Annotated in this window: 17 protein-coding genes; 8 read left to right on the plus strand and 9 right to left on the minus strand. The window is 52.7% G+C overall.

What is annotated here, in order from left to right; all coding sequences use genetic code 11:
- Positions 1-16: 16 nt before the first annotated feature.
- The 4 genes from ureE to NHM04_RS00900 are packed head-to-tail and all read left to right on the plus strand — an operon-like array spanning position 17 to position 2,083.
- Positions 17-505 carry an urease accessory protein UreE gene (ureE, locus tag NHM04_RS00885; RefSeq protein ID WP_254265176.1) on the plus strand — a complete coding sequence of 163 codons (489 nt, stop codon included), beginning with the start codon at positions 17-19 and terminating at the stop codon, positions 503-505.
- A gap of 18 nt (positions 506-523) precedes the next feature.
- Positions 524-1,180 carry an urease accessory protein UreF gene (locus NHM04_RS00890; RefSeq protein ID WP_371872605.1) on the plus strand — a complete coding sequence of 219 codons (657 nt, stop codon included), beginning with the start codon at positions 524-526 and terminating at the stop codon, positions 1,178-1,180.
- Positions 1,181-1,213: 33 nt separating this feature from the next.
- Positions 1,214-1,831: an urease accessory protein UreG gene (gene ureG / locus NHM04_RS00895; RefSeq protein ID WP_254265178.1), complete on the plus strand. Its 618-nt coding sequence runs from the start codon at positions 1,214-1,216 to the stop codon at positions 1,829-1,831.
- A gap of 24 nt (positions 1,832-1,855) precedes the next feature.
- Positions 1,856-2,083 (plus strand): hypothetical protein, encoded by a 228-nt coding sequence (locus NHM04_RS00900; protein WP_254265179.1) that lies wholly within the window; start codon positions 1,856-1,858, stop codon positions 2,081-2,083.
- A 51-nt stretch (positions 2,084-2,134) separates the two neighbouring features.
- Here the strand turns inward: NHM04_RS00900 and mgrA are convergent, their stop codons facing one another.
- The 3 genes from mgrA to NHM04_RS00915 form a co-directional block, all read right to left on the minus strand.
- Entirely contained in the window at positions 2,135-3,148 is a 1,014-nt protein-coding gene (mgrA, locus tag NHM04_RS00905) for an L-glyceraldehyde 3-phosphate reductase (RefSeq protein ID WP_254265180.1), read from the minus strand.
- 104 nt (positions 3,149-3,252) lie between these two features.
- On the minus strand, positions 3,253-4,170 hold the full coding sequence (gene cysK, locus NHM04_RS00910; RefSeq protein ID WP_254265181.1) for a cysteine synthase A: 918 nt from the start codon (positions 4,168-4,170) through the stop codon (positions 3,253-3,255).
- Positions 4,171-4,219: 49 nt separating this feature from the next.
- Positions 4,220-5,455: a hypothetical protein gene (locus NHM04_RS00915; RefSeq protein ID WP_254265182.1), complete on the minus strand. Its 1,236-nt coding sequence runs from the start codon at positions 5,453-5,455 to the stop codon at positions 4,220-4,222.
- Positions 5,456-5,641: 186 nt separating this feature from the next.
- Between NHM04_RS00915 and NHM04_RS00920 the strand changes: the two genes are divergently transcribed.
- From NHM04_RS00920 to ahpF, 3 genes are all read left to right on the plus strand, one after another.
- Complete coding sequence (locus NHM04_RS00920) at positions 5,642-6,577, plus strand: HPP family protein (protein WP_254265183.1); 936 nt, start codon at positions 5,642-5,644, stop codon at positions 6,575-6,577.
- Between the two features lie 209 nt (positions 6,578-6,786).
- Positions 6,787-7,353: an alkyl hydroperoxide reductase subunit C gene (gene ahpC / locus NHM04_RS00925; RefSeq protein WP_371872565.1), complete on the plus strand. Its 567-nt coding sequence runs from the start codon at positions 6,787-6,789 to the stop codon at positions 7,351-7,353.
- 121 nt (positions 7,354-7,474) lie between these two features.
- Complete coding sequence (gene ahpF, locus NHM04_RS00930) at positions 7,475-9,058, plus strand: alkyl hydroperoxide reductase subunit F (protein WP_254265184.1); 1,584 nt, start codon at positions 7,475-7,477, stop codon at positions 9,056-9,058.
- 61 nt (positions 9,059-9,119) lie between these two features.
- Here ahpF and NHM04_RS00935 read toward each other — a convergent pair whose 3' ends face one another.
- From NHM04_RS00935 to NHM04_RS00960, 6 genes are all read right to left on the minus strand, one after another.
- Positions 9,120-9,671, minus strand: a complete 552-nt coding sequence (locus NHM04_RS00935; protein WP_254265185.1) for a porin family protein — start codon at positions 9,669-9,671, stop codon at positions 9,120-9,122.
- 663 nt (positions 9,672-10,334) lie between these two features.
- Positions 10,335-11,486 (minus strand): polysaccharide lyase family 1 protein, encoded by a 1,152-nt coding sequence (locus tag NHM04_RS00940; RefSeq protein ID WP_254265186.1) that lies wholly within the window; start codon positions 11,484-11,486, stop codon positions 10,335-10,337.
- Between the two features lie 82 nt (positions 11,487-11,568).
- The gene (locus NHM04_RS00945; RefSeq protein ID WP_254265187.1) at positions 11,569-13,713 is read right to left on the minus strand and encodes a DUF1349 domain-containing protein; all 2,145 of its coding nucleotides are present in this window, start codon (positions 13,711-13,713) and stop codon (positions 11,569-11,571) included.
- A gap of 69 nt (positions 13,714-13,782) precedes the next feature.
- Positions 13,783-16,755, minus strand: a complete 2,973-nt coding sequence (locus tag NHM04_RS00950; RefSeq protein WP_254265188.1) for a TonB-dependent receptor — start codon at positions 16,753-16,755, stop codon at positions 13,783-13,785.
- A gap of 248 nt (positions 16,756-17,003) precedes the next feature.
- Positions 17,004-18,053, minus strand: coding sequence for a class I fructose-bisphosphate aldolase (locus tag NHM04_RS00955; RefSeq protein ID WP_254265189.1), 1,050 nt, complete (start codon positions 18,051-18,053; stop codon positions 17,004-17,006).
- A gap of 235 nt (positions 18,054-18,288) precedes the next feature.
- On the minus strand, positions 18,289-19,575 hold the full coding sequence (locus NHM04_RS00960; RefSeq protein WP_254265190.1) for a 6-phosphofructokinase: 1,287 nt from the start codon (positions 19,573-19,575) through the stop codon (positions 18,289-18,291).
- Positions 19,576-19,982: 407 nt separating this feature from the next.
- Here NHM04_RS00960 and NHM04_RS00965 point away from each other — a divergent pair, with 407 nt between their 5' ends.
- Positions 19,983-20,243 carry a Trp family transcriptional regulator gene (locus NHM04_RS00965; RefSeq protein ID WP_254265191.1) on the plus strand — a complete coding sequence of 87 codons (261 nt, stop codon included), beginning with the start codon at positions 19,983-19,985 and terminating at the stop codon, positions 20,241-20,243.
- The last annotated feature ends 6 nt before the right edge of the window (positions 20,244-20,249 follow it).

Raw genomic sequence — 20,249 nt, forward strand, 5'->3', positions numbered from 1 at the left:
CTGAGTGGAATAATTTATGTTAGAAGCGTTTAAGGTGGTCCAGGGCGAGGCGCCCGCAGACTCACCTGTAGTTGAACTTACCTTTGAGCAGCGGCAAAAAAGTCGCTACCGCACCGAGACCGTCTGTGGCCAGTCCTTGGGATGGTTTGTGGAGCGCGGTCACGTATTGGCTGACGGCGAGTTATTGGAATGCAGCGATGGCACTTTAGTAAAAGTGGTCGCCGCTTTAGAGACCGTTAGCAACGTGGTATGCGATGATCGCCGCCAGCTCGCAAGGGTGGCTTATCATTTAGGCAATCGCCATGTGCCCTTGCAAGTGGGTGACAATTTTGTTCGCTACCAGCACGATCATGTGCTGGATATTATGGTGCAAGGTTTGGGGCAACAAGTCAGTTGTGAACAGCAGCCGTTTAATCCAGAAAACGGCGCCTATCACGGCGGCTCCCACGGCCATTCACACAGCCACAGTCATGGCCACGATCATTCCCACTCTGAGGCCGTGTAGAAAGTGGTCCAGGCATCACTGTTACACTTGCTGCACCTTGTTAGCCCGGCATTGCCCGTGGGAGCCTATGCCTATTCCCAGGGGCTTGAGTATGCGGTTGAAGAGGGGTGGCTAAACGGCGACGATGCGCTCGCCGATTGGTTGGAAAATATTATGGCGCAGTCGCTGGCCTATTTGGACGTGCCTGTGCTGCGGCGTTGTTACAGCGCCTGGCAAGAAAAGGATCTGGCAGCGGTAAACCACTGGAATCATGTCACCCGCGCGTGCCGGGAAACCTCTGAGTTATTGCTGGAGGATGAACAGCTCGGACAGGCTTTGAACCGCCTGTTGGTGTCTTTACAAGTGCCCGACAGCGAGCCCGCGCTTTATCAGGCCACACCTTGTTTTGTCAGTCAGTTTGCTTTGGCGGGGATGCATTGGCAAATCGATATTGACGAGCTGGCCCAGGGGTTTGTCTGGAGCTGGTTGGAAAATCAGGTCGCTGCTGCCACTAAAATTGTGCCCTTGGGGCAAACTCATGCTCAGCAATTGCTGATCCAGTTAATGCCGGCCGTGTCGGCGACCTGCGAGCGAGCAAAAGCGGTGAGTGATGACGAAGTGGGCTTGAGTTTGCCGGGGCTGGCTATGGCGTCTTGCCTGCATGAGCGTCAGTACACGCGTCTGTTTCGCTCCTAATAGTAAAAATTTAATTAAGTTGAGAGAGTAACTATGAAAAAACCAACTTTGCGTCTGGGTATCGGCGGGCCCGTTGGCTCAGGGAAAACTGCGCTGGTGAAAACCCTGTGTGCGCACCTGAAGAATAAATACAACATCGCCGTCATCACCAATGATATTTACACTCGCGAAGACGCCGAGTTTCTGCAGCGTCATCAAGCGCTGGATGACGATCGAATTATTGGTGTAGAAACCGGGGGGTGCCCCCATACCGCGATTCGCGAAGATGCTTCGATGAATTTGTCGGCGGTGGCGGAGTTGCAAAATCGCCATGAAGGTCTGGATGTGGTGCTGATTGAAAGTGGTGGGGATAATCTCGCGGCGACCTTTAGCCCCGAGCTGTCTGATCTTACTCTCTACGTCATTGATGTATCTGCAGGCGATAAAATTCCCCGCAAAGGCGGGCCGGGCATTACCAAATCAGATTTGTTGATTATCAATAAAATTGATTTGGCACCGCTTGTTGGCGCTGATTTGGATGTAATGGATCGCGATGCACGTAAAATGCGCGGTGAAAAGCCATTCTTATTCACTAACTTAAAAGATGAAACTGGCGTTGCAGAAGTTATCGCCTTTATTGAAAAGGCCGGAATGTTAACCAGCGCGGCTTAAATTTTTGCAATGAGGAAAGTAGAAATGAAAAAGTGTTACTCCGTCTTAATGACTTTATTGGTTACTGTTTTCTCGCTTATGGCGAACGCTCACCCGCACCACGACGAACACACAGCCGACCATATCCACTTTTCTGTAGGAAGCTTTGCTTTAGTGGCTTTTATGTTGGTGGGCTACTGGGTGGTTTCTCGGTATCTGCGCGGTCGCAATGACGAACGCAGCAGTAAAGTCCGCGATAATAACGACCACTAAGCACAAAGCGCGAGGCGAATATCCGCCTCGCGTTTTCGGCGGCTTAATTTCCTACTTTACGATTGCGTCTATCGCCGAAATTTCCTCACGGCTGAAGTCCAGTTTAGCCAGCGCCGCTACAGAATCCTCTATTTGTTCCACTCGGCTGGCGCCGATAATCGCGCTGGTAACGGTTTTGTTATGCAGAACCCACGCGATCGCCATTTGTGCAAGCGTTTGCCCCCGTTGGTTCGCAAGCTCGTTAAGCTCGCGTATTTTCTCAATGGTTTGCTCACTGATATCGGTCTCGCTCAGATAAATCTGGTCGGCCCGGGCGGCACGTGAGTCTTTGGGGATGCCGCCGAGGTATTTATTGGTAAGCATGCCTTGGGATAAAGGGGAAAAAACAATCGCGCCCACGCCTTCTTCATCCAGCACATTGGTGAGTCCGTCTTCAATCCAGCGGTCGAATAAATTGTAACGCGGCTGGTGAATTAACAGCGGTGTGCCCAGCTCTTTTAAAATGGCCGCGGCTTTGCGGGTTTGCTCCGGTGAGTAGCTGGAAATACCGGCGTAGAGTGCGCGGCCTGACCGTACAATATAGTCCAGTGCACCCATGGTTTCTTCCAGTGGAGTATCAGGATCCATGCAATGGGAGTAGAAAATATCAAAATACTCGACGCCGCAACGTTTTAAACTCTGGTCGCAGCTGGCGACCAGATACTTACGCGAGCCGCCGATACCGTAGGGGCCGGGCCACATATCATAGCCGGCTTTGCTGGAGATGATCATTTCATCGCGGTAGCGATTTAGGCCCTCGGCCATAACCTGGCCAAAGGTGGACTCGGCCGAACCATAGTTGGGGCCATAGTTATTAGCCAAATCGAAGTGGGTAATACCGAGGTCGAATGCACGGTGCAGCATGGTGCGGGCATTTGCCAGAGAGTCGACGGCGCCGAAGTTTTGCCATAGGCCCAAGGACAAGCGCGGGAGCAGCAGGCCACTTTTACCGCAACGCTGAAAGGGCATGTTGCTATAACGTGATGGGTCGGCGCGGTAGAGGGGGTTGGGTTCGTGGGTAATCATGTGTGGTCTCTTATGTTTGATTATGTTTTAAGCGGTCGATTTTACGAAAAAACCGGCCGCAAGCGGCCGGTTCTGACGATTCTTAACAGAAATTGCCCGAGTCGCTAGGCGCTAAACAGGTCGTCGATGGAAAGATAGCGCTCGCCGGTGTCGTAGCAAAAGATAAGGATTTTACTGCCGGGGGCAAATTCGGCTTCTTTTTGTTTTACCGCGGCAAGTGTTGCACCTGACGAGATACCGACAAAAATCGCTTCTTTGCGGGCACACAGGCGCGCCATCTCAAAGCTGTCCTCTTCACTGACGGCAATGGTGCCGTCTAGGCTGTCTTTATTGAGAATCTCGGGTACAAAGCCTGCGCCTATACCCTGCAGTCGATGCAGGCCTTTCTCTTTACCAGCAATCACTTGCGATTTTTCGGGCTCTACGGCATAGGTTTGCATTTGTGCGTTTACTTTTTTCAGCTCTTCGCTGCAGGCGGTAATATGGCCGCCGGTACCCACACCGGTAATCAAATAATCCACGCCTTCGGGAAAGTCGGCGAGAATTTCTTTGGCGGTGGTGTCGCGATGGGCTTTTACATTGGCCTGATTGGTAAACTGTTGCGGCGTCCAGCTGTTGGGGTAGTCATCGCGCAGTTCGGCGGCTTTGTTAATGGCGCCGCCCATACCTTGTTCTTTGGGCGTTAATACTAATTCTGCCCCCAGGGCTTTCATGATTTTGCGTCTCTCTACCGACATGGACTCTGGCATGGTGAGAATCAAGCGATAGCCGCGCGCGGCGCACACCATAGCAAGGCCGATGCCGGTATTGCCGCTGGTGGGCTCGACAATAACGGTATCTTTTTGCAGCAAACCGCGTGCTTCGGCGTCTTCTATCATGGCTAAAGCGATACGGTCTTTGATGCTGGCACCCGGGTTGAATCGCTCGGCTTTCATCCACACTTCGATGTCGGAGCGAAACAAATGGTTGATGCGAATGTGCGGTGTATTACCGATGGTTTCGAGAATATTGTTGACCTTCATCTGGTGGCTCCCTGTGTTTGGATGGATAACAAATCTAGCAGAAACTGGATTAATTATCTTCAGTGGCCAAAAGTTTACTGTTTTCCAGTAGTGCCGAAGGCTTTCCGGTTATCTCGTGAACGATCTCTTTAAGCTCTTGCAGACTGACATCGCCTTCAGCAATCATCGCTTTGACGGCGTGGTCGAGGGATTTTTCACCGCCGCTATTGGCTTTAATCTCGTCATCCAGCTCGTCAAACAATAGGGCGGCGCGGGCGGTGCGCTCGCCGCTGGATGATTTGGCGTAGAGTGTCTTAATCTCTTTGCTCCAATCAGCAAGCCATTCGGTGACAATGTCACGGCGTGCATCGGTCATACCGCCGGCGCGGTGGAGAATGTCATAGGAGTAGTACTCGGCCAGGCCTTCGGCGATCCAGTCGTCTTTGCCTTCACCGCTGATACTGGTAATGGTGTGAAACAGCTCGTGTAACAGGGTACTGGTACCGTTTTCACTGACCATCGGGCGATCGGCGTGCAAAAACAAAGAGTTCGGCCCCGAGAGGCCGCCGCGCCACATGGGGTCCCCGGCGCTGACTATCAATATTTTCTCCGGAGTTTCTCCCACAACCTCTTTGATGGTGCTCCAATTGAGCAAAATAAAGCTCAGCACATCCATGCGCTTAACGGCGTTGCCCAAGGGCGCACTGATGGCGAGGTGAGTGTCTTCCATGCGCTCACGGCGGGTGCCGAGTTTGCCGGCAATAAACCAGCCGGTGGGGCGGTCAAAGCTGCGCTCCGGATCGTCGATAGTAAAGGTGCCGTCCTCGGTTTTGGGCCAGCCGCTGTTGACCGATGACCAGTCCTCGGGCAGCGAAAAACTCAAGCTCGCCTGGCTTTGGGCGCCTTTTACAGTGCGGACGGTGGCGGGGGGGATTAAATCGTCACCGCGGAAAATGGTAAAGTCTTCGCGGCGAATTGAATCGTAGCCGTCGCCTCGGCGTTTGTGGTTGAGCTCCACGGTCAGAGAGAGTCGGGCGTCCTGCTCGGGCGGTTGCCAGCGCGCGCGACCGTCCTCCTGCGTCAGCTTGCCATTGGCTTTAATATCGCTGTGAAATTTGCTATCGAGGTTGAAATCAATTTCTCGCACTGCGCCGGCTGAGGGGATTTCGATACTGACAAAAGCTCGCCCATCGTCCTCGGTGAGATCTACGTGATAATTCAGAGGGTAGGTCTCGGCCGCTGCCGACAGTGTAAAAAGGCTGACTGAAGTGTAAAAAGTCACAAGACGCAAGATGGCTTTTAACATTAGATCCCTTATCTATTTCATTGAAAAATAAAGAGTTATCGAATTTTAACCCAGTTGTTGTGAAAGGTTTGTGAGGTATGCTGACTTACTGAGCAAAGATTCAGCCAAGCTTGCGCTTGTGGTGGCTTGTCTCTAGTATGCACTGTTTTGGTGCCAAGGTGCTGTCAGGTTCTTAAGAGGCGAAGCGTGTCGCGAATTATTGAGTGGTTAGGAATCGAGTTCAATACCACCAGCCATAAAGACAAGTTAATTTCCGGGCTTGGCGCGCTGGTGGGCATTGCCTGCGTCTTTTTTATTTCCCGCGCCGTTGCTGGGGAGCTAACGGCAACGCTGATGTTGGCATCGATGGGAGCTTCGGCGGTGTTGCTGTTTGCTGTTCCCCACGGCACTTTATCGCAGCCGTGGCCCTTAGTGGGTGGACATCTGATCTCAGCGTTTATCGGTGTCAGCTGCCAGCACTGGCTTGGTAGCTCGCCGCTCGCACCGGCGGTTGCGGTAGGCTTGGCTGTCGCGGTGATGTGCTATGCGCGGTGTATCCATCCCCCGGGTGGGGCCACGGCGCTGGCGGCGGTAATCGGCGGACCCGAGGTGCATCAGCTGGGGTACTGGTATGTGGCCGCTCCGGTGGCCTTGAACGTTGCCGCCATCTTAGTCGCGGCGCTGGTGTTTAATAACCTGTTTGCCTGGCGGCGTTATCCCAGCAGTCTAATGAGCGCGAGCGCCGTAAAGGGGCATACTCCTAGCCTAACCCATGAGGATTTTGCCGCGGCCATGCACGAGCTGGATACTTATGTCGATGTCAGCTCGGAGGAGTTGTCGCAGATCTTTGACAAGGCCTGGGCCCATGCGCGTCGCAGTGACAGCGCGGGTCTCGTGTTGCGCAAGGGTTATTACTACAGCAATGGCGAAACCGGCGATCAGTGGTGTATTCGGCAGGTATTTGATGCCGACGATGACCTGACGACTGACCGCGCCAAGTTAATTTATCGTAATGTGGCGGGAGTTAGCGGCGCGCAGACTGTGCTGTGTACGGCGAAAGAATTTCGCCAATGGGCCAGATTTCAGGTCATCCACACCAATGGTCGCTGGGTGAAAGTCACAGAAACCCCCGCTGGAAATTAGCTTCCTCTGATTCGCTTTAAGCTTCACGCTACCTCGCACTACCCTTTAGCAAACTTGCTGCCCTCTCCCTAATTGCCTCGTGGACATTCATTGCTTTTGTCTATTGATTGTATTTTTATAGTTAATTTCAATCTTTTTTTTGTTGGCAATAGTATAAGCCCCGTGAACGAAATCACGACAATTAATTAACTCGCAATCAGGAGTACTGCATGTCTCGTTATATGAACAGTGAAGTAAAACCTTTCCAGGCTAAAGCTTACCTAAACGGTGACTTTATTGATGTCAGCGACAGCGACCTGAAAGGTAAGTGGTCTGTTGTTTTCTTCTATCCTGCGGACTTTACCTTTGTTTGCCCCACCGAGCTGGGTGATCTGGCGGACAACTATGAAGAGCTGCAGCGTCTGGGCGTAGAGGTTTATTCGGTGTCTACCGACACCCACTTTACTCACAAAGCCTGGCACGACTCGTCAGAGACCATCGGCAAAATCCAGTTTCCGATGATTGGCGATCCCACCGGCACCATTACCCGCAACTTTGGGGTAATGATTGAGGAAGAAGGTATTGCTGATCGCGGCACCTTTGTGATCGACCCAGAAGGCCGTGTGCAAATTGTAGAGATCACGGCGGGCGGTATTGGTCGCGATGCCAGCGAACTGCTGCGCAAGATCAAAGCGGCTCAGTACGTGGCGGCGCACCCAGGTGAAGTATGTCCGGCGAAGTGGAAAGAGGGCGAAGAAACTCTGGCGCCTTCTTTGGATCTGGTAGGCAAAATCTAAGTAACCGAGATTAATCTCTCATTGTTGAAACTGCCCTGTGGTTGCACCCCAGGGCACTAGCTCCCCCAATTGCCGGCTTCGGCCGGCTTTTTTAACGCTAGCGAAATATTAAGGCACACATATGTTGGATGCATCGATTAAACAACAGTTGGACACTTATCTGCAGAAGATTGCCGAGCCGATCGAGCTTTGTGTGTCCATGGACGACAGTGAAAAAGCGCGCGAGCTGAGCGCACTGGCAACTGAAATTGCGTCTCTGTCGGACAAAATTCAATTAACTTATCAAGCGGCCGAGCGCTCTCCGAGTATGGGTATCGCAAAAGCCGGCGAAATGCCGCGAGTTACTTTTGCCGGTATTCCTCTGGGGCACGAGTTTACTTCCCTGGTACTGGCACTTTTGCAAACAGGTGGCTATCCCGCGAAAGCAGAAGAGGCTTTGCTGCAACAGGTGCGCAAGCTAAATAGTCCGTTGCAGTTTGAAACCTATGTTTCCCTGTCGTGCCAAAACTGCCCAGACGTGGTTCAGGCTCTTAACTTGATGGCCGCCATTAACCCACTTATCAGCCACGTTATGATAGATGGCGCGCTCTTTCAGCAAGAAGTCGACGCACGAAGCATTATGGCTGTGCCCTCGGTGTACCTTAACGGTGAGCATTTTGGTCAGGGGCGCATGACCTTAGAGGAAATTGTGGCCAAAGTAGATACCTCGGGCGCTGAAGACAAAGTCGCTGAGCTGAACGCTCGCGATCCCTACGACGTGTTGGTAGTCGGGGGCGGTCCTGCTGGTGCGGCAGCGGCAATTTATGCCGCGCGTAAAGGTATTCGCACTGCCTTATTGGCCGAGCGTTTTGGCGGCCAGGTAATGGATACCGTGGGTATCGAGAATTTTATCTCTGTGCCATACACCGAAGGGCCAAAGCTGGCCGCGGGTTTGGAGCAACATGTGAAAGAATACGGTGTGGATATTATTACCGCTGAGCGTGTAGCCGATATCCAGCGTAAGCAAATGATAGAACTTAGCACCGAAAGTGGCGCGACCCTTTCCAGTAGAGCAGTGATTCTTGCCACTGGCGCGCGCTGGCGCGAGTTGGGTGTACCCGGTGAAAGTGAATACCGCACCCGTGGCGTGGCCTACTGCCCACACTGCGATGGCCCTTTCTTCAAAGGCAAGCATGTGGCGGTAATTGGTGGCGGCAACTCAGGTATTGAAGCTGCGATTGACCTGGCAGGCATTGTAAAACAAGTGACCGTGCTGGAATTTGCCGATACGTTGCGCGCCGATGAAGTGTTACAGAAAAAAGCGCGCTCGCTGCCCAATGTGAACATTATTACCAACGCGCAAACCACAGAGGTGCTCGGCGATGGTAAAAAGGTGACGGGCCTTGAGTACTTGGATCGGGTCAGTGGTGATAAACAAAAAATCGATCTTGCTGGCGTATTTGTGCAAATTGGTCTTGTACCGAATACTGAGTGGCTGAAAGATTCGGAGCTTGCCTTGAGCGCTCGCGGAGAAATTGAAATTGACGCTCGCGGTGCCACCTCAATTCCGGGGGTATTTGCGGCAGGGGATGCGACGACCGTTCCCTACAAGCAGATTGTGATTTCGATGGGGGCAGGTGCTAGCGCCGCGCTGGGTGCGTTTGATTACCTGATTCGCGAATCGGTCGGGGATGATAACCAGCAGGAACTGGCGCAAGCGGGTTAATGCTTGGTCATACAAAAAGCGCGGGATTTCCCGCGCTTTTTGTTATGCATAACGCAAAAGCTTAGAAGGTTACCGAGGCGCCCAGAGAGTAAAAATCGATATCGGCACTATCGGCTTCAAAAATTTCATATTCGGCGCGAATACCGAAAGATCCCAGGTGAAACTTGGCTCCTAAACCGTAGGCGGGGTCGGTGCCAGATTCGGAGGTGTCTAGGGATACATGTTCGATTTCGCTGTCCCAGTCAATAAAGCCCGCTTTGCCAAACAGGCCTACCGGACCCAGGTTAACCCCCACCAGGCCAGACAAATTCCAGCCGGTGACATCGATTTTAGTATCCAAATCATTTTGCGAGCCAAAATCGATATAGCCACCCTCAACTGCTAAATCCAGCAGGGGCACTAAGCCAAAGTTATAGCCGGCAAACAATTTGTAGCCGGTATCGTCATCGTCGAAGTCAATGCGCCCGATATCAGCCAGCTCTTCATCAAAGCTCAGCTCGGCATTACCCATGGAACCGCCGATGTAGATACCACTGTCGGAACCGGCGAAAGCCAATCCAGATGTAGAAAGGGCTGCCACGAAAAAGGCGAGGGAGGGAAGTGAATGTTTCATTGCCAATAGCTCCTTTTAGTCGGCAACTTGTAAGTCTTTTTAAGCTAGCAGTTGCCGGGTTGATTGTCTATCTGTCGTTTGTCATAAGCGCGCCACTGTGGTCAATGTTTGTGGCACAAGTAGCAAAAGAATGCCTTCGATTTTATTTGTACCTACTTAATAGTGCCTGGATAACCATTAATCTGTAGATAAAAAAGGGGCCGCTATTGCGGCCCAAGGGGGGAGGGTGATGTAGCCACGGCTGTGGCTGTCATCGAAGGGAATAAAAAGGGGCCATGGGGTGGCCCAACGAGGGTGATTGGTCCTGACTGGCGAAAAGCATAAGGCACACTTCCTGTCCCAAAATCTCGATCTCTTTTAATGTGCTGATCATGCTCTTCGTCCTCGTAAATTCTTAGCGGGGTATGAGTGCGACCGAAAAGGTTTTGCTCCGTCGCTTGCGTTTCCCGCTCACTTAATTGGTATATAGCGATGAGCGTGCCAGTATTGAAAAGTCTATTAAAAACAGTGTCTTATGGTTTTGGTGGTGAGGGAGAGGCCTATCTGGGAAGTGAACCGCTAAACGGTTTTACAAAGGTCTTCGTAGCTTTTGCAAAAAAGCGGCGGGCAGTGCCCGCCGAAGTGTTTCAGCCCATAGAAACAAGAGGAGAGAAGATCAGGGCATTACAAACAATCGTTAATTTTTCCGCTGCCGGCGTAAGTGGTTACATGCTCAACGACTTCGGCGGCGGGCATGGCCGAGTATTCATACTCAGGGGTATAGCTCACGGTCGATTCGAGGTCAGTGCCGGGGCCCGCGATAATGTCGCCACCGCTGGGGTTGCTCCAGCTAATGTTGGTGTAAATATTATCGGCTAAGTCCCAGTAACCCACTTCTTCAGAGTAGAAGCTGACAATAGGGTTTTGCACATTTTCAAATACCGTTCCCTCTACGCGGATGTTGGCGCCCATGCGGGAGTTGACCGCCGTAGAGTCGACATCTTTGTAGTAGTTGTTAAGTATGTGGCTCTCGCCGAACCGGAATAGCGGCATACGCGAGCTGGCGTTTTCCCAGTAGTTGGCATAGAAGGTAATACGACGATGGGCGTTGTCACTATCGCTGCTGCCCCATAGCGAGGTCTTCCAGCTATCGTGCAGGTAGTTGTACGAAATGGTCACGTTATCCACATCGCGTTTACCGCTGACCAACTCATCGTAGTAGTCCTTGTCGGAATCTAACGTGTTGTAGATTTCGTTGTGGTCGATCCAGATGTTGTTAGCGGGACCTTCCAGGCCGATACCGTCCTTCTCGCCTATGTCTACGAAACGAATTGTCAGGTTGCGGATAATGATGTTGCTAGCATCGGATATCTTAATGCCGATACCGTCTAGCAGTGCGTTGTCTCCGACACCAATGATGGATACATCCGACATGTTTTTAACGTCAAATTTATCCGTGTTGGAATTGTCCGGTGTAATCGTGCCGTCCACCAGGATGGTAAGTGGGTCAGCGCCTTTGCTGGCAAGTGCCTGGGCCAACTCAACGCCGGTAGTGACGGTTACGCTGCTGCCGCCTTCACCACCTGTGGTGCCATCGCCCAGACTGGCAAAGCCGACCACGGTATTCATCTGCTCGCAGTGATTGGCCACTGACGAACTGGAAGAAGACGCTTGTGAAGACGAGCTCTCGCTGCTTGCGGTTGAGCTGCTAGAGGAGCTGGAAGAGCCGTTATCCGGGTAGGTTGGGTCGCTGCCGGTAGTCGGGTCGTCAGAGCCACCACAGGCCGCCAAAAACGCGCTCAGTACCAACAGGCTGGAGTAGGATACTGCTTTCATAATTTGTCTCGTATTAATGGGATACAGCGTTTATTGAGAACAAAAAGATAACGCAGTGGCTGTTGCCACTGCGTTATCAACCTTACTCAACGATTTCTTCGATACTGATGTTGTCGAAGGACACGGTGATGTTGTTTTCACCGGGCGCCGCGTAAAGCCCTACGTACCAGCTGTTGCTGTCGGGTGTGGCTTTAAAATCGCTGGTGCTGTTGGCTTGTACAAAATCGATGCCGTCTTTCGAGTAGTAACGCTTCAGGCGCTTGTTCTCGCCATCGTCGTAGATCTCGATGCGCACGTAATCGCCCACTTCAAGCTCATCAATATTGGAGCGCGAGCGACTGCCGCTAGGTTTCATTTGCGCACGTGAACCAATCAGCTCGGCGGGCTCACCGTCTACATAAAAGCCTGCGTCAGCCCAGCCGGGCAGATCCGCAAAGTCAGCAACCGGATCCAGGTTCTCCATGATCATAATGCCAAAGCGGTAGGCGTTACCTGTGCCGATGTCGGCGCCTTGAACGTCGGTAATCTGCGCGGTGAACATAAAGTCGCTCATCTCTACCATTTGGTGGGCAAAGAACAGATTGTGGTTCGACGATGACATATTGCCGCCGGTGGCGGTTAAAGTGGCCGAGAAGGCTTCATTCTCGGTCAGCTCACCAGAGGGGGCAATATCGGATTCGCCGGCCATGTTCAAGGTGCTGGGAGTCCACTCGGCGTCGGAGCCCGGGGCACCGTCGAGATACTCAAAAGTGATGTTTTCAAGAGTCAGATTACCCACGCGGCTGTCGGCGCGAATTTGGATGAACGAGTTGGCGGTGCCAAACTCGGGCTCCAGCACAAGCTCGTAGGGCAAGGTAATATCTTCGGGAGTCAGCTCAGAGAACTTGGAATCGCCACCGTGCAGCGAGTTACCTGAGCTGGTGGTGTTGTTGTCGATATACACCTGGAATTTACCCGGATCGGCCGGATCGGCGCTGGTAAAGTCCGTCACTGTCATACGAATACGGTAGGGCGCCGAGAAATCCATATCACCGCTTGGCGCAACACCTTCGGCTGTCGGTGTACCTTTGTCGCCAATGGTAAAGCGCGCGTTGTTTAGGCTGAGCGCGTTGTTTTCGATGGTAATACGGCTGCTGCCGCTGGTGACCTTATAGAAAGGGTCGGTGCGATCGGTGGAGATCGACAGGAACTCCGCCTCGTCGTTTTCGCCGAACAGGGTGTCGGCATCGCTGGACAGGTCTACGGTTAATGGCAGACCACCGAAGGGGATGCCTTCAATTTCGGGCTCTGGGGCATTGTTGTCATCACCGCCGGTAGCGGGGTTTACCAGCTTGTAGTTAGAGTCTTTGGTCGAGCAGTCGGGCTGCGGGTTGTTACCCACATCGTCCTGATACTCGATAACCAAATCATCAAATACAGTCCAGCCGCCGCTGGATACACGCATGGCGATAAACGAATTCTCGGTGCCGATAAGCTCTGGTTTCGAGCCCACCAGCTCGCCACCTTCTTGTAAGGTGGTGTTGCCGGGAATATTAATCTCTACGCGCTCTCCGGGTACCAGGGTGTTGACCGGGACATTAAAGATGCGAGAGCCCACGTTACCGCCGCCGTGAATGGAGTTGGCTTCACCTGTGGTGTTGTTGTCTACGTAGATTTGAAAGTCACTGGAGCTTGCAGTGTCGGGGCGCGCTACCACGCAGAAAGAAATTTTATAATCGCGCGTTAAATCCAGCTCACCCCAGCTCAGGCCTTCATCAATGCCTTCGCCCGGAGTGGAGTCTTTGCGTGGGTCGGCGACATCTCCGGCCAGCGGCGATACAGTTTGCGCAATGGTAAAGCGGGCATCGCCCAGGCGCATTTTTTGATCCGGGTCGGCGGTAATCCAGTTGCTGCCCTCGGTATCAACGCTGCCGTCTTCCATAAAGACGCCGGCCATTGAGTAAAAGAAACCACCTTCGCCATCTTCGGCGTCACTGGCCAGGGCGCGATAATCTTCGGTAAAAAAGCCCTGGGTATCACTAGCACCAAAGTCTTCAATAATGGGCAGTTCGGTATTGGTGATCTCGGGCAGGTCGTCGCCGCCACCACCGTCGCCGCCACCGTTATCTGGTGGCACATCGATATCGATAATAATGTCGGGTGCACTTGAGTCGGGTTCGCTACCGCAACCGACGAGTACGCTGCTTGCTATGATCAGTGAGCTTAATAGCTTGAGCTTAGTGTTCATAAAGACCTACCTTCGTTATTTTAGATTCTATGTGGGGCGCTTGCGCGCCCGGTTTTGGTATCGATTGGCTTACATAAACTGAATGTTTACACCCAGCTGATAGGAAGTGCCGAAGTCTTCGGATTCGAACAGCACGTTGCCGCGCGAGTATTCGTTACCGGTAAAGTACTTGAAGCTTTTGTCTTCAGTCAGATTGAGGGCGTCGAAGTAAAACTGAATATCGTCGTTAAACTGATACGTGGCTTTAAAGTCGATGCCCAGGGTGTCGTCGTCGTAAATGTCGGACCAGGTAGCGCAGTTTTCGGGAATGCCACTGGCGGCGTCGGCGTCTATATCTGCTTGCGAGCAGGAGCCGATGCGCTCGAGTACTTTACTGCGGTAGTTGCCAATAACACGCATGGAGATATCGTCGTTTTCCCAACCCAGGGTCAGGTTAACCGTGGTGTCTGCCTGGTTGGGCAGCTGAATCTCTTCAACGCGAATGGTGTCGCCTACATTGGCGCTACTGTCAATCAGGGTCATGTTGCTCTGCACAAACAGTCCGGTTTCAAAGTACTGCGAGTAGGACAGCTCTAAGCCGTAAACCTTGGCCTGGTCACCATTGGTGGTCAGGTTGACATCGTCGTACACCTGGCCGGGCGGGAAGTAAAACTCGCTTACCTGATTTACCGGAATTTGCACCGGCATGTCTTCGAACGACAGGGCAACGCCACTGACATCGACAATAAAGTCGGAAATATCTTTATAGAACAGCGCCGCCTGGAAGTACAAATCATCGCTGGCGTACCACGAGATAGAGGTATCCAGGTTCATTGATGTCATAGCGGTTAGGGTTGGGTTACCCAGGTTAATGACATTGTCCGGGCTGACGTAAAAATTTTGCGTCTCAGAGGACAGATCATCCAGCGATTGCGCGCCTATGTCAGTGGGGTTGTCACTACACTCACCGTAATTGGCGCTGCCTTCTATGTCGTTACACACGCGGATCCGGCCAGAGAAATCGGCGTAGGCACGGGCCTCGTTAAAAGAGGGGCGGGTAAAGCTGGTCCAGAGCGCGGCGCGCACCAGGATATCTTCACGCGGTTCGTAGCGATAGTGAATACTGGGGAAAAAGTCGTCGTAGGAGCTGCTGGCACCTTGCATAGGTACGGCAATATCCAAAACCGCCGCTTCGTTTGCCACTTCAAAACGGTCGTTGCGGATAGACAGATTACCGGTAGAAGAAAACTCGGTTTGAGCCCAGCGTACCCCGGCAATCAACGACTGATTTTCGCTCAGCTGAAATTCACCCATCAAGTAGGCGGCGGCTGTGTCTTCGGTCAGTGTGTAATCGTCTTTCACACTGTCTTGGCCGGTGCGCAGCGGGTCAGTGTACTTGGCAATCGGCGTGGTGATGTCCAGCAGACGCTCGGCTTCACTGTACGTAATGAAATCGTGCTGAATGTCTGGATGGTCGGGGGTAAAAGTCGCAAAGTCGCCTAGGCGCGCGCCCGCTAATTGCAAACACTCTTCATCGCCTTCACAGCCGTTGGTGTAATCACCGGGTACCACGCTCCAGCGGTCTTTGTTGCGATCACGCTGGCGCTCTTTGATGGTGCCGCCGAATTTGATGTAATTAATAAAGTCGCTGTCGGCAAACTCTTTTTTGAAGTCGATCTTCGCCTGATCCAGTGTGTCGTTACGGAAGCTGTCTTCAATAAAAATATTATCGTAGAGCAGATTTTCCTGACGACGCTCGTTCTCTTGATAACCGTTCAAGCCACCGTAACCACCGGACTGGGGCAGGGTAGATGAACCACTCAGGGCCTCCAGAACATCCGGATCAACCACCTGCCCTAGAATATAACCTGGACCGGCTACGCCCAGCATGGGTAAGTCTCGGGCACGAAACTGCACCCGGCGGCCATCGGGCTTGCTCCAGTCGCCTTCGGAGCGAGCGTAATCGTATTCTACGCTCCAGCCGTCGCCGAAGTGGTTTTTACCACCCAGAGAGAAGGCGATGGTTTCGCTAGTGCCGTCTTGAATAAAGAACTGCTGTTGCAGGTCGGTATCTACCAGGCCAAACAGACCAGATTCGTTATCGGTATAAACAATATCGCCAGAGCCAGCTTGGCCAAAGCGATAGTATTCACGCATGGCTACGTCTAAATCATCGTACTGGGTGTAGCTGACCTTGGCGAAGTATTCGGAATTCTCTGTGGGGCGCCAGCCTAAATCGAAGGAGCCAGAGGTGCGCGTTCTTTCGGCATCTTCTTGACGCGCTTCGTAGCGAAACGGAATCAGGTTTGGCTCGCCCTCATAGGGTTCGGGCAGTGTGCTGACATCGGGGGTGATGTAGCGCGGCAGTGAATCGGAGTGGTGTTGTACCTGATACACCACGGTTGAGCGATCTTCGTAAGACAGTGAGTAGCCAATACCGATTGTGTCGTCGGCAAACAGGTGGGTGCCGTTCAGAGATACTTTTGGATTGAGCTCTTCTTTATAGGATTGGTAATTACCTTGCACCTTAACTTTGAGCGTGTCGGCTTTGCGATCAAAGGCCGAAATGGTATTTACGTTTACCGTACCGCCTATGGAGTTGAGGTCCATATCCGGGGTCAGTGATTTAATAACCTCAATTGAGCTCAGCATGTCGCTTGGCAGGGCATCCAGGGCAACCGAACGGTCATCGGCACCGGCGGAGGCCAGTTCGTTACCGTTCATGCTAACCGAAACAAAGCCGGGGCCAAGGCCGCGCACGTTAACGAATTTACCTTCGCCTTCGCTTTTTTGCAGGGTTACACCGGGTAAGCGTTGCAGAGATTCGGCTACGTTCTGATCGGCAAAATTGCCCATGTCATCGGTAGCGATAATTGAGCTGAAGGTATCTTTGTTGCGTTCTTGTTCCAGGGCGTTAAGTTCGGCTTGGCGAACCCCCTGAATCACAATTTCTTCCAGAGCCTCGCGCGGCTCTTCGTCACCGCTATCAGAGGCCTGCTGCGCGTGCAACTGGCCAGCCGATAACATGGCAACCATGAAAGGGAGCAAACGGTACTTCGGCATGATCGTTCTCCATTTTTATACGTTATTAGTGATCTTGTATTTGGTATTACCAATTTTCAAACGATATTTACATATCTGCGCCAATAATTCAATGTTTGGTTATACCATTGAGTAATTTGGTCAGTCAGGAGCAGTCGCCTTGGCTATTTGTCGGCGCGGATCCCTGGGTTTCGGGGTGATCGATGGATTTGCAGAGTAACTAACGGTGTAAAAGAGCGCCCGCAGCGAGGCTGCGGGCTGAGAGTGAGTTAGGCCAGGGTCACGGATTTGTCGAGATAGACATCCTGAGTGGCGTGCAGCAGGGCAACACCCTCTGCAAAAGGCTTTTGGAAGGCTTTACGGCCCGTAATCAGGCCCATGCCGCCGGCGCGTTTGTTGATGACTGCGGTGCGCACCGCCTGAATCAAATCATTTTCACCCGAGGCGCCACCTGAGTTAATCAAACCAATGCGGCCCATATAGCAATTGGCTACCTGGTAGCGCGTAAGGCAGATGGGGTGGTCGCTGGATAGCTCACTGTAGACCTTAGGGTGAGTCTTGCCCACAGGAACATCATTAAAGCCGCCATTGGTTTCCGGCATCTTCTGCTTAATAATGTCGGCCTCAATGGTTACGCCCAAGTAGTTGGCCTGACCAGAAAGGTCTGCAGAGATGTGATGATCCTTGTCGGCGGTTTTAAAAGCGCTGTTGCGCAGGTAGCACCACAAGATGGTTACCATGCCCAGGCGATGAGCCTCGGCGAAGGCTTCTGAAATTTCTTCCAGCTGGCGACGCGATGTGTCCGAGCCGAAGTAAATGGTCGCGCCAATGCCCACCGCACCCATGTCGTAAGCCTGACGCACATTGGCAAACATACGCTGATCATAGTCGGCCGGGTGAACCAGAGCATCATTGTGATTAATTTTGACAATGAAAGGAATCTTGTGCGCGTAGCGGCGCGATACAGCGCCGAGCACCCCCAACGTGGAGGCAACACCGTTGCAGCCACCCTCGATAGCCAGGCGGACAATATTTTCCGGATCGAAATACATAGGGTTGGGGGCAAAGCTGGCCCCGGCCGAATGTTCAATGCCCTGATCGACGGGCAAAATGGACACATAGCCACTGCCGCCCATGCGGCCGGCGTCCAACAGCTGCTGGTAGTTGCGCAGTACCTGGTTGGGGCGGTCGGTCAGGCTCAGCACATCGTCCACATAAGTGGGGCTGGGCAAGTGCAGGTGCTCTGCAGAGAAACCAGTGCATTTATGGTCTAGCAGGTATTCGGCTTCTGCACCTAAAAGGGCTTGTACGTCTGTCATGTCTCTATAGTCCTGTGCGTGCGAATTTGTCGCAGTAAATGTTCTCGCCTTAGTCTCGCTTCCTGAGGGCCAGGGCTTATTGCGCTGCAATCGCAGGGCGACGCGCTGGGCGTTGCCGATTGCGGCGGACTTGAGCGGGTCTCTCCGTGCCACATCCTGTGGTCTTGCGTTGGTCGTTTTTCGACTCTGTGGTTATAAAACTCGGTTGCTAAAAATGTGTGACGGCTGCAGTCTTTTAGGCCGGCTCGCCAATCGGGCGCTGGGTGTTGCCGCCGAAATACTCTGGCAATTTGCGCTCTATCAAACGGTGGCGAAAGTTTTGAAAGCTAGGCAACCCCGCCTGATACGGCGGATAGGCTTCACCGGCAATGAGCGGGGCAAAATAATCGCGGCCGGCTTGGGTTAAGCTAAAGCCGTCTTTGCTCATATAGTGACGCGGCATGTTTTTCTCACCGCCGACCACCTGTGATATATGCACAGGCTCGACGTGCCACTGATAGGGTACGGATTGTGTGCGTACAATCGCAGGCATCACTGACTGCAAGCCTTTTACCGCGTACTCAACTGCTGCCTTGCCCACGGCGTAAGCCTGGTCAACGTCGGTTTGCGAGGCGATATGGCGGGCGGCGCGCTGTAGGTAATCGCACACGCTCCAGTGGCACTTATAATTGAAGGCGGCCTTGATATCCTCTACCAAACGCGGCGCAACGCCACCCAGCTGGCCATGGCCAAAAGCATCTTCGGTGTCGATTACCGACAGGTATTCTCCCTGGCTGTCGCGTATGCCCTCGGCGGTTACCACGATACAAAAGCCTTTCTTCGCCACAACCTGCTTTACCTTTTCGAGAAACTTCTGCCGCTCAAAAGCGATTTCCGGCACCAAGACAATATCCGGGCCAAGGCCGCGCTCGTCGCAAGCCAGGGCAGAGGCCGCCGCAATCCAACCGTTTTGTCGGCCCATTACCTCCATTACAAACACCTTGGTAGAGGTTTGATGCATCGAGGCGACGTCGAAAGAGGCCTCCAGTGCGGAAACTGCGACATACTTGGCTGCTGAGCCAAATCCTGGGCAGCAATCGGTGGCTGGCAGGTTGTTGTCGATGGTTTTAGGAATACCGATGCAGGTCAGGTCATAGCCCACAAGTTCAGCGGCGTGGGCGATTTTACGAGTGGTGTCCTGCGAGTCGCCGCCGCCGTTATAGAAAAAGAAACGGATGTCGTGGGCCTGAAAAACTTCAATCAGGCGCTGGTACTCGTCGTGCTCTACATTTGGATTCTGCAGCTTGTGGCGGCAGGAGCCGAAGGCGGCTCCCGGAGTGTTGGCCAGCGCCGCCAGCGCATCGGGCGATTCGTCTGTGATGTCGATCAGATTCTCGTGCAGTGCGCCAAGAATGCCGTTGCGGCCCACATACACTCTATCGAAAACCCCCGGATAGTCGCGCGCGGTTTCAATGACCGCCGCCGCAGTCGCATTGATGACCGCGGCAGGGCCGCCGGACTGTCCGTAAAATGCATTTGCCATGAGAGAGCTCCAGTTAATTATGCCCTCTATTTAACCTTAATTGGACTGACCAAGCAATAGAAACTGGTAATACATTGTCGAGTTTTTGGTGTGGAAAACGATTAAATTTGGTAAGCCAGATTTGACACCGCTGTCATTTTCATCGCCTTAAGCCGATTGACTATTCTGACGGTTTTCTCAGCAGGCCAGGGCTTATCAGGCTTTTGCAGCTGTATATCGCCAATCATGAAGACGGAAGCGGCGCTGGCGCCTATTTACTATGGCCTTTGGCCATGGAAATTGTATGACAAAATGGTCAGGCCAGTTTTAAGGTTTAATTTTGCCTTCAGGCGCTAAAAAGTTCATTAGCAGGATCATTGCAGGTTAAAGGTTGTCAGCTCTTTTTGCTGATGTTATTGTACTAGTACATGAATACAGAAGAGCAACACTTTCACGATTTAATCGCCTACTTGCACCGGGCTGAAACTCCTTCCGACCTGGGTCGGATTCTGGAGGGCTTGCTGACGCCCGCAGAGCTGCATGCCATTTCTCAGCGGTTACAGATTACCCGCCTGTTAAAGGCCGGTGTCTCGCAACGCGAAGTGGCCAAACGCCTGGGCGTGGGTATTGCCACGGTTACCCGGGGTTCGCGCGCCTTACAGGCCGGCAAGTTAGATGATATCGAATGATTGTGC

The organism is Gilvimarinus sp. DA14 (assembly GCF_024204685.1).
Classification (GTDB): Bacteria; Pseudomonadota; Gammaproteobacteria; order Pseudomonadales; family Cellvibrionaceae; genus Gilvimarinus.

What these genes read in the sequence shown, in the direction of transcription:
- NHM04_RS00915 (WP_254265182.1), bottom strand. Translation starts at nt 5,455, where the DNA reads ATGTTAAAAGCCATCTTGCGTCTTGTGACTTTTTACACTTCAGTCAGC.
- NHM04_RS00935 (WP_254265185.1), bottom strand. Translation starts at nt 9,671, where the DNA reads ATGAAACATTCACTTCCCTCCCTCGCCTTTTTCGTGGCAGCCCTTTCT.
- NHM04_RS00965 (WP_254265191.1), top strand. Translation starts at nt 19,983, where the DNA reads ATGAATACAGAAGAGCAACACTTTCACGATTTAATCGCCTACTTGCAC.
- mgrA (WP_254265180.1), bottom strand. Translation starts at nt 3,148, where the DNA reads ATGATTACCCACGAACCCAACCCCCTCTACCGCGCCGACCCATCACGT.
- ahpC (WP_371872565.1), top strand. Translation starts at nt 6,787, where the DNA reads ATGTCTCGTTATATGAACAGTGAAGTAAAACCTTTCCAGGCTAAAGCT.
- cysK (WP_254265181.1), bottom strand. Translation starts at nt 4,170, where the DNA reads ATGAAGGTCAACAATATTCTCGAAACCATCGGTAATACACCGCACATT.
- ureE (WP_254265176.1), top strand. Translation starts at nt 17, where the DNA reads ATGTTAGAAGCGTTTAAGGTGGTCCAGGGCGAGGCGCCCGCAGACTCA.
- ureG (WP_254265178.1), top strand. Translation starts at nt 1,214, where the DNA reads ATGAAAAAACCAACTTTGCGTCTGGGTATCGGCGGGCCCGTTGGCTCA.
- NHM04_RS00950 (WP_254265188.1), bottom strand. Translation starts at nt 16,755, where the DNA reads ATGCCGAAGTACCGTTTGCTCCCTTTCATGGTTGCCATGTTATCGGCT.
- ahpF (WP_254265184.1), top strand. Translation starts at nt 7,475, where the DNA reads ATGTTGGATGCATCGATTAAACAACAGTTGGACACTTATCTGCAGAAG.
- NHM04_RS00940 (WP_254265186.1), bottom strand. Translation starts at nt 11,486, where the DNA reads ATGAAAGCAGTATCCTACTCCAGCCTGTTGGTACTGAGCGCGTTTTTG.
- NHM04_RS00900 (WP_254265179.1), top strand. Translation starts at nt 1,856, where the DNA reads ATGAAAAAGTGTTACTCCGTCTTAATGACTTTATTGGTTACTGTTTTC.
- NHM04_RS00945 (WP_254265187.1), bottom strand. Translation starts at nt 13,713, where the DNA reads ATGAACACTAAGCTCAAGCTATTAAGCTCACTGATCATAGCAAGCAGC.
- NHM04_RS00960 (WP_254265190.1), bottom strand. Translation starts at nt 19,575, where the DNA reads ATGGCAAATGCATTTTACGGACAGTCCGGCGGCCCTGCCGCGGTCATC.
- NHM04_RS00955 (WP_254265189.1), bottom strand. Translation starts at nt 18,053, where the DNA reads ATGACAGACGTACAAGCCCTTTTAGGTGCAGAAGCCGAATACCTGCTA.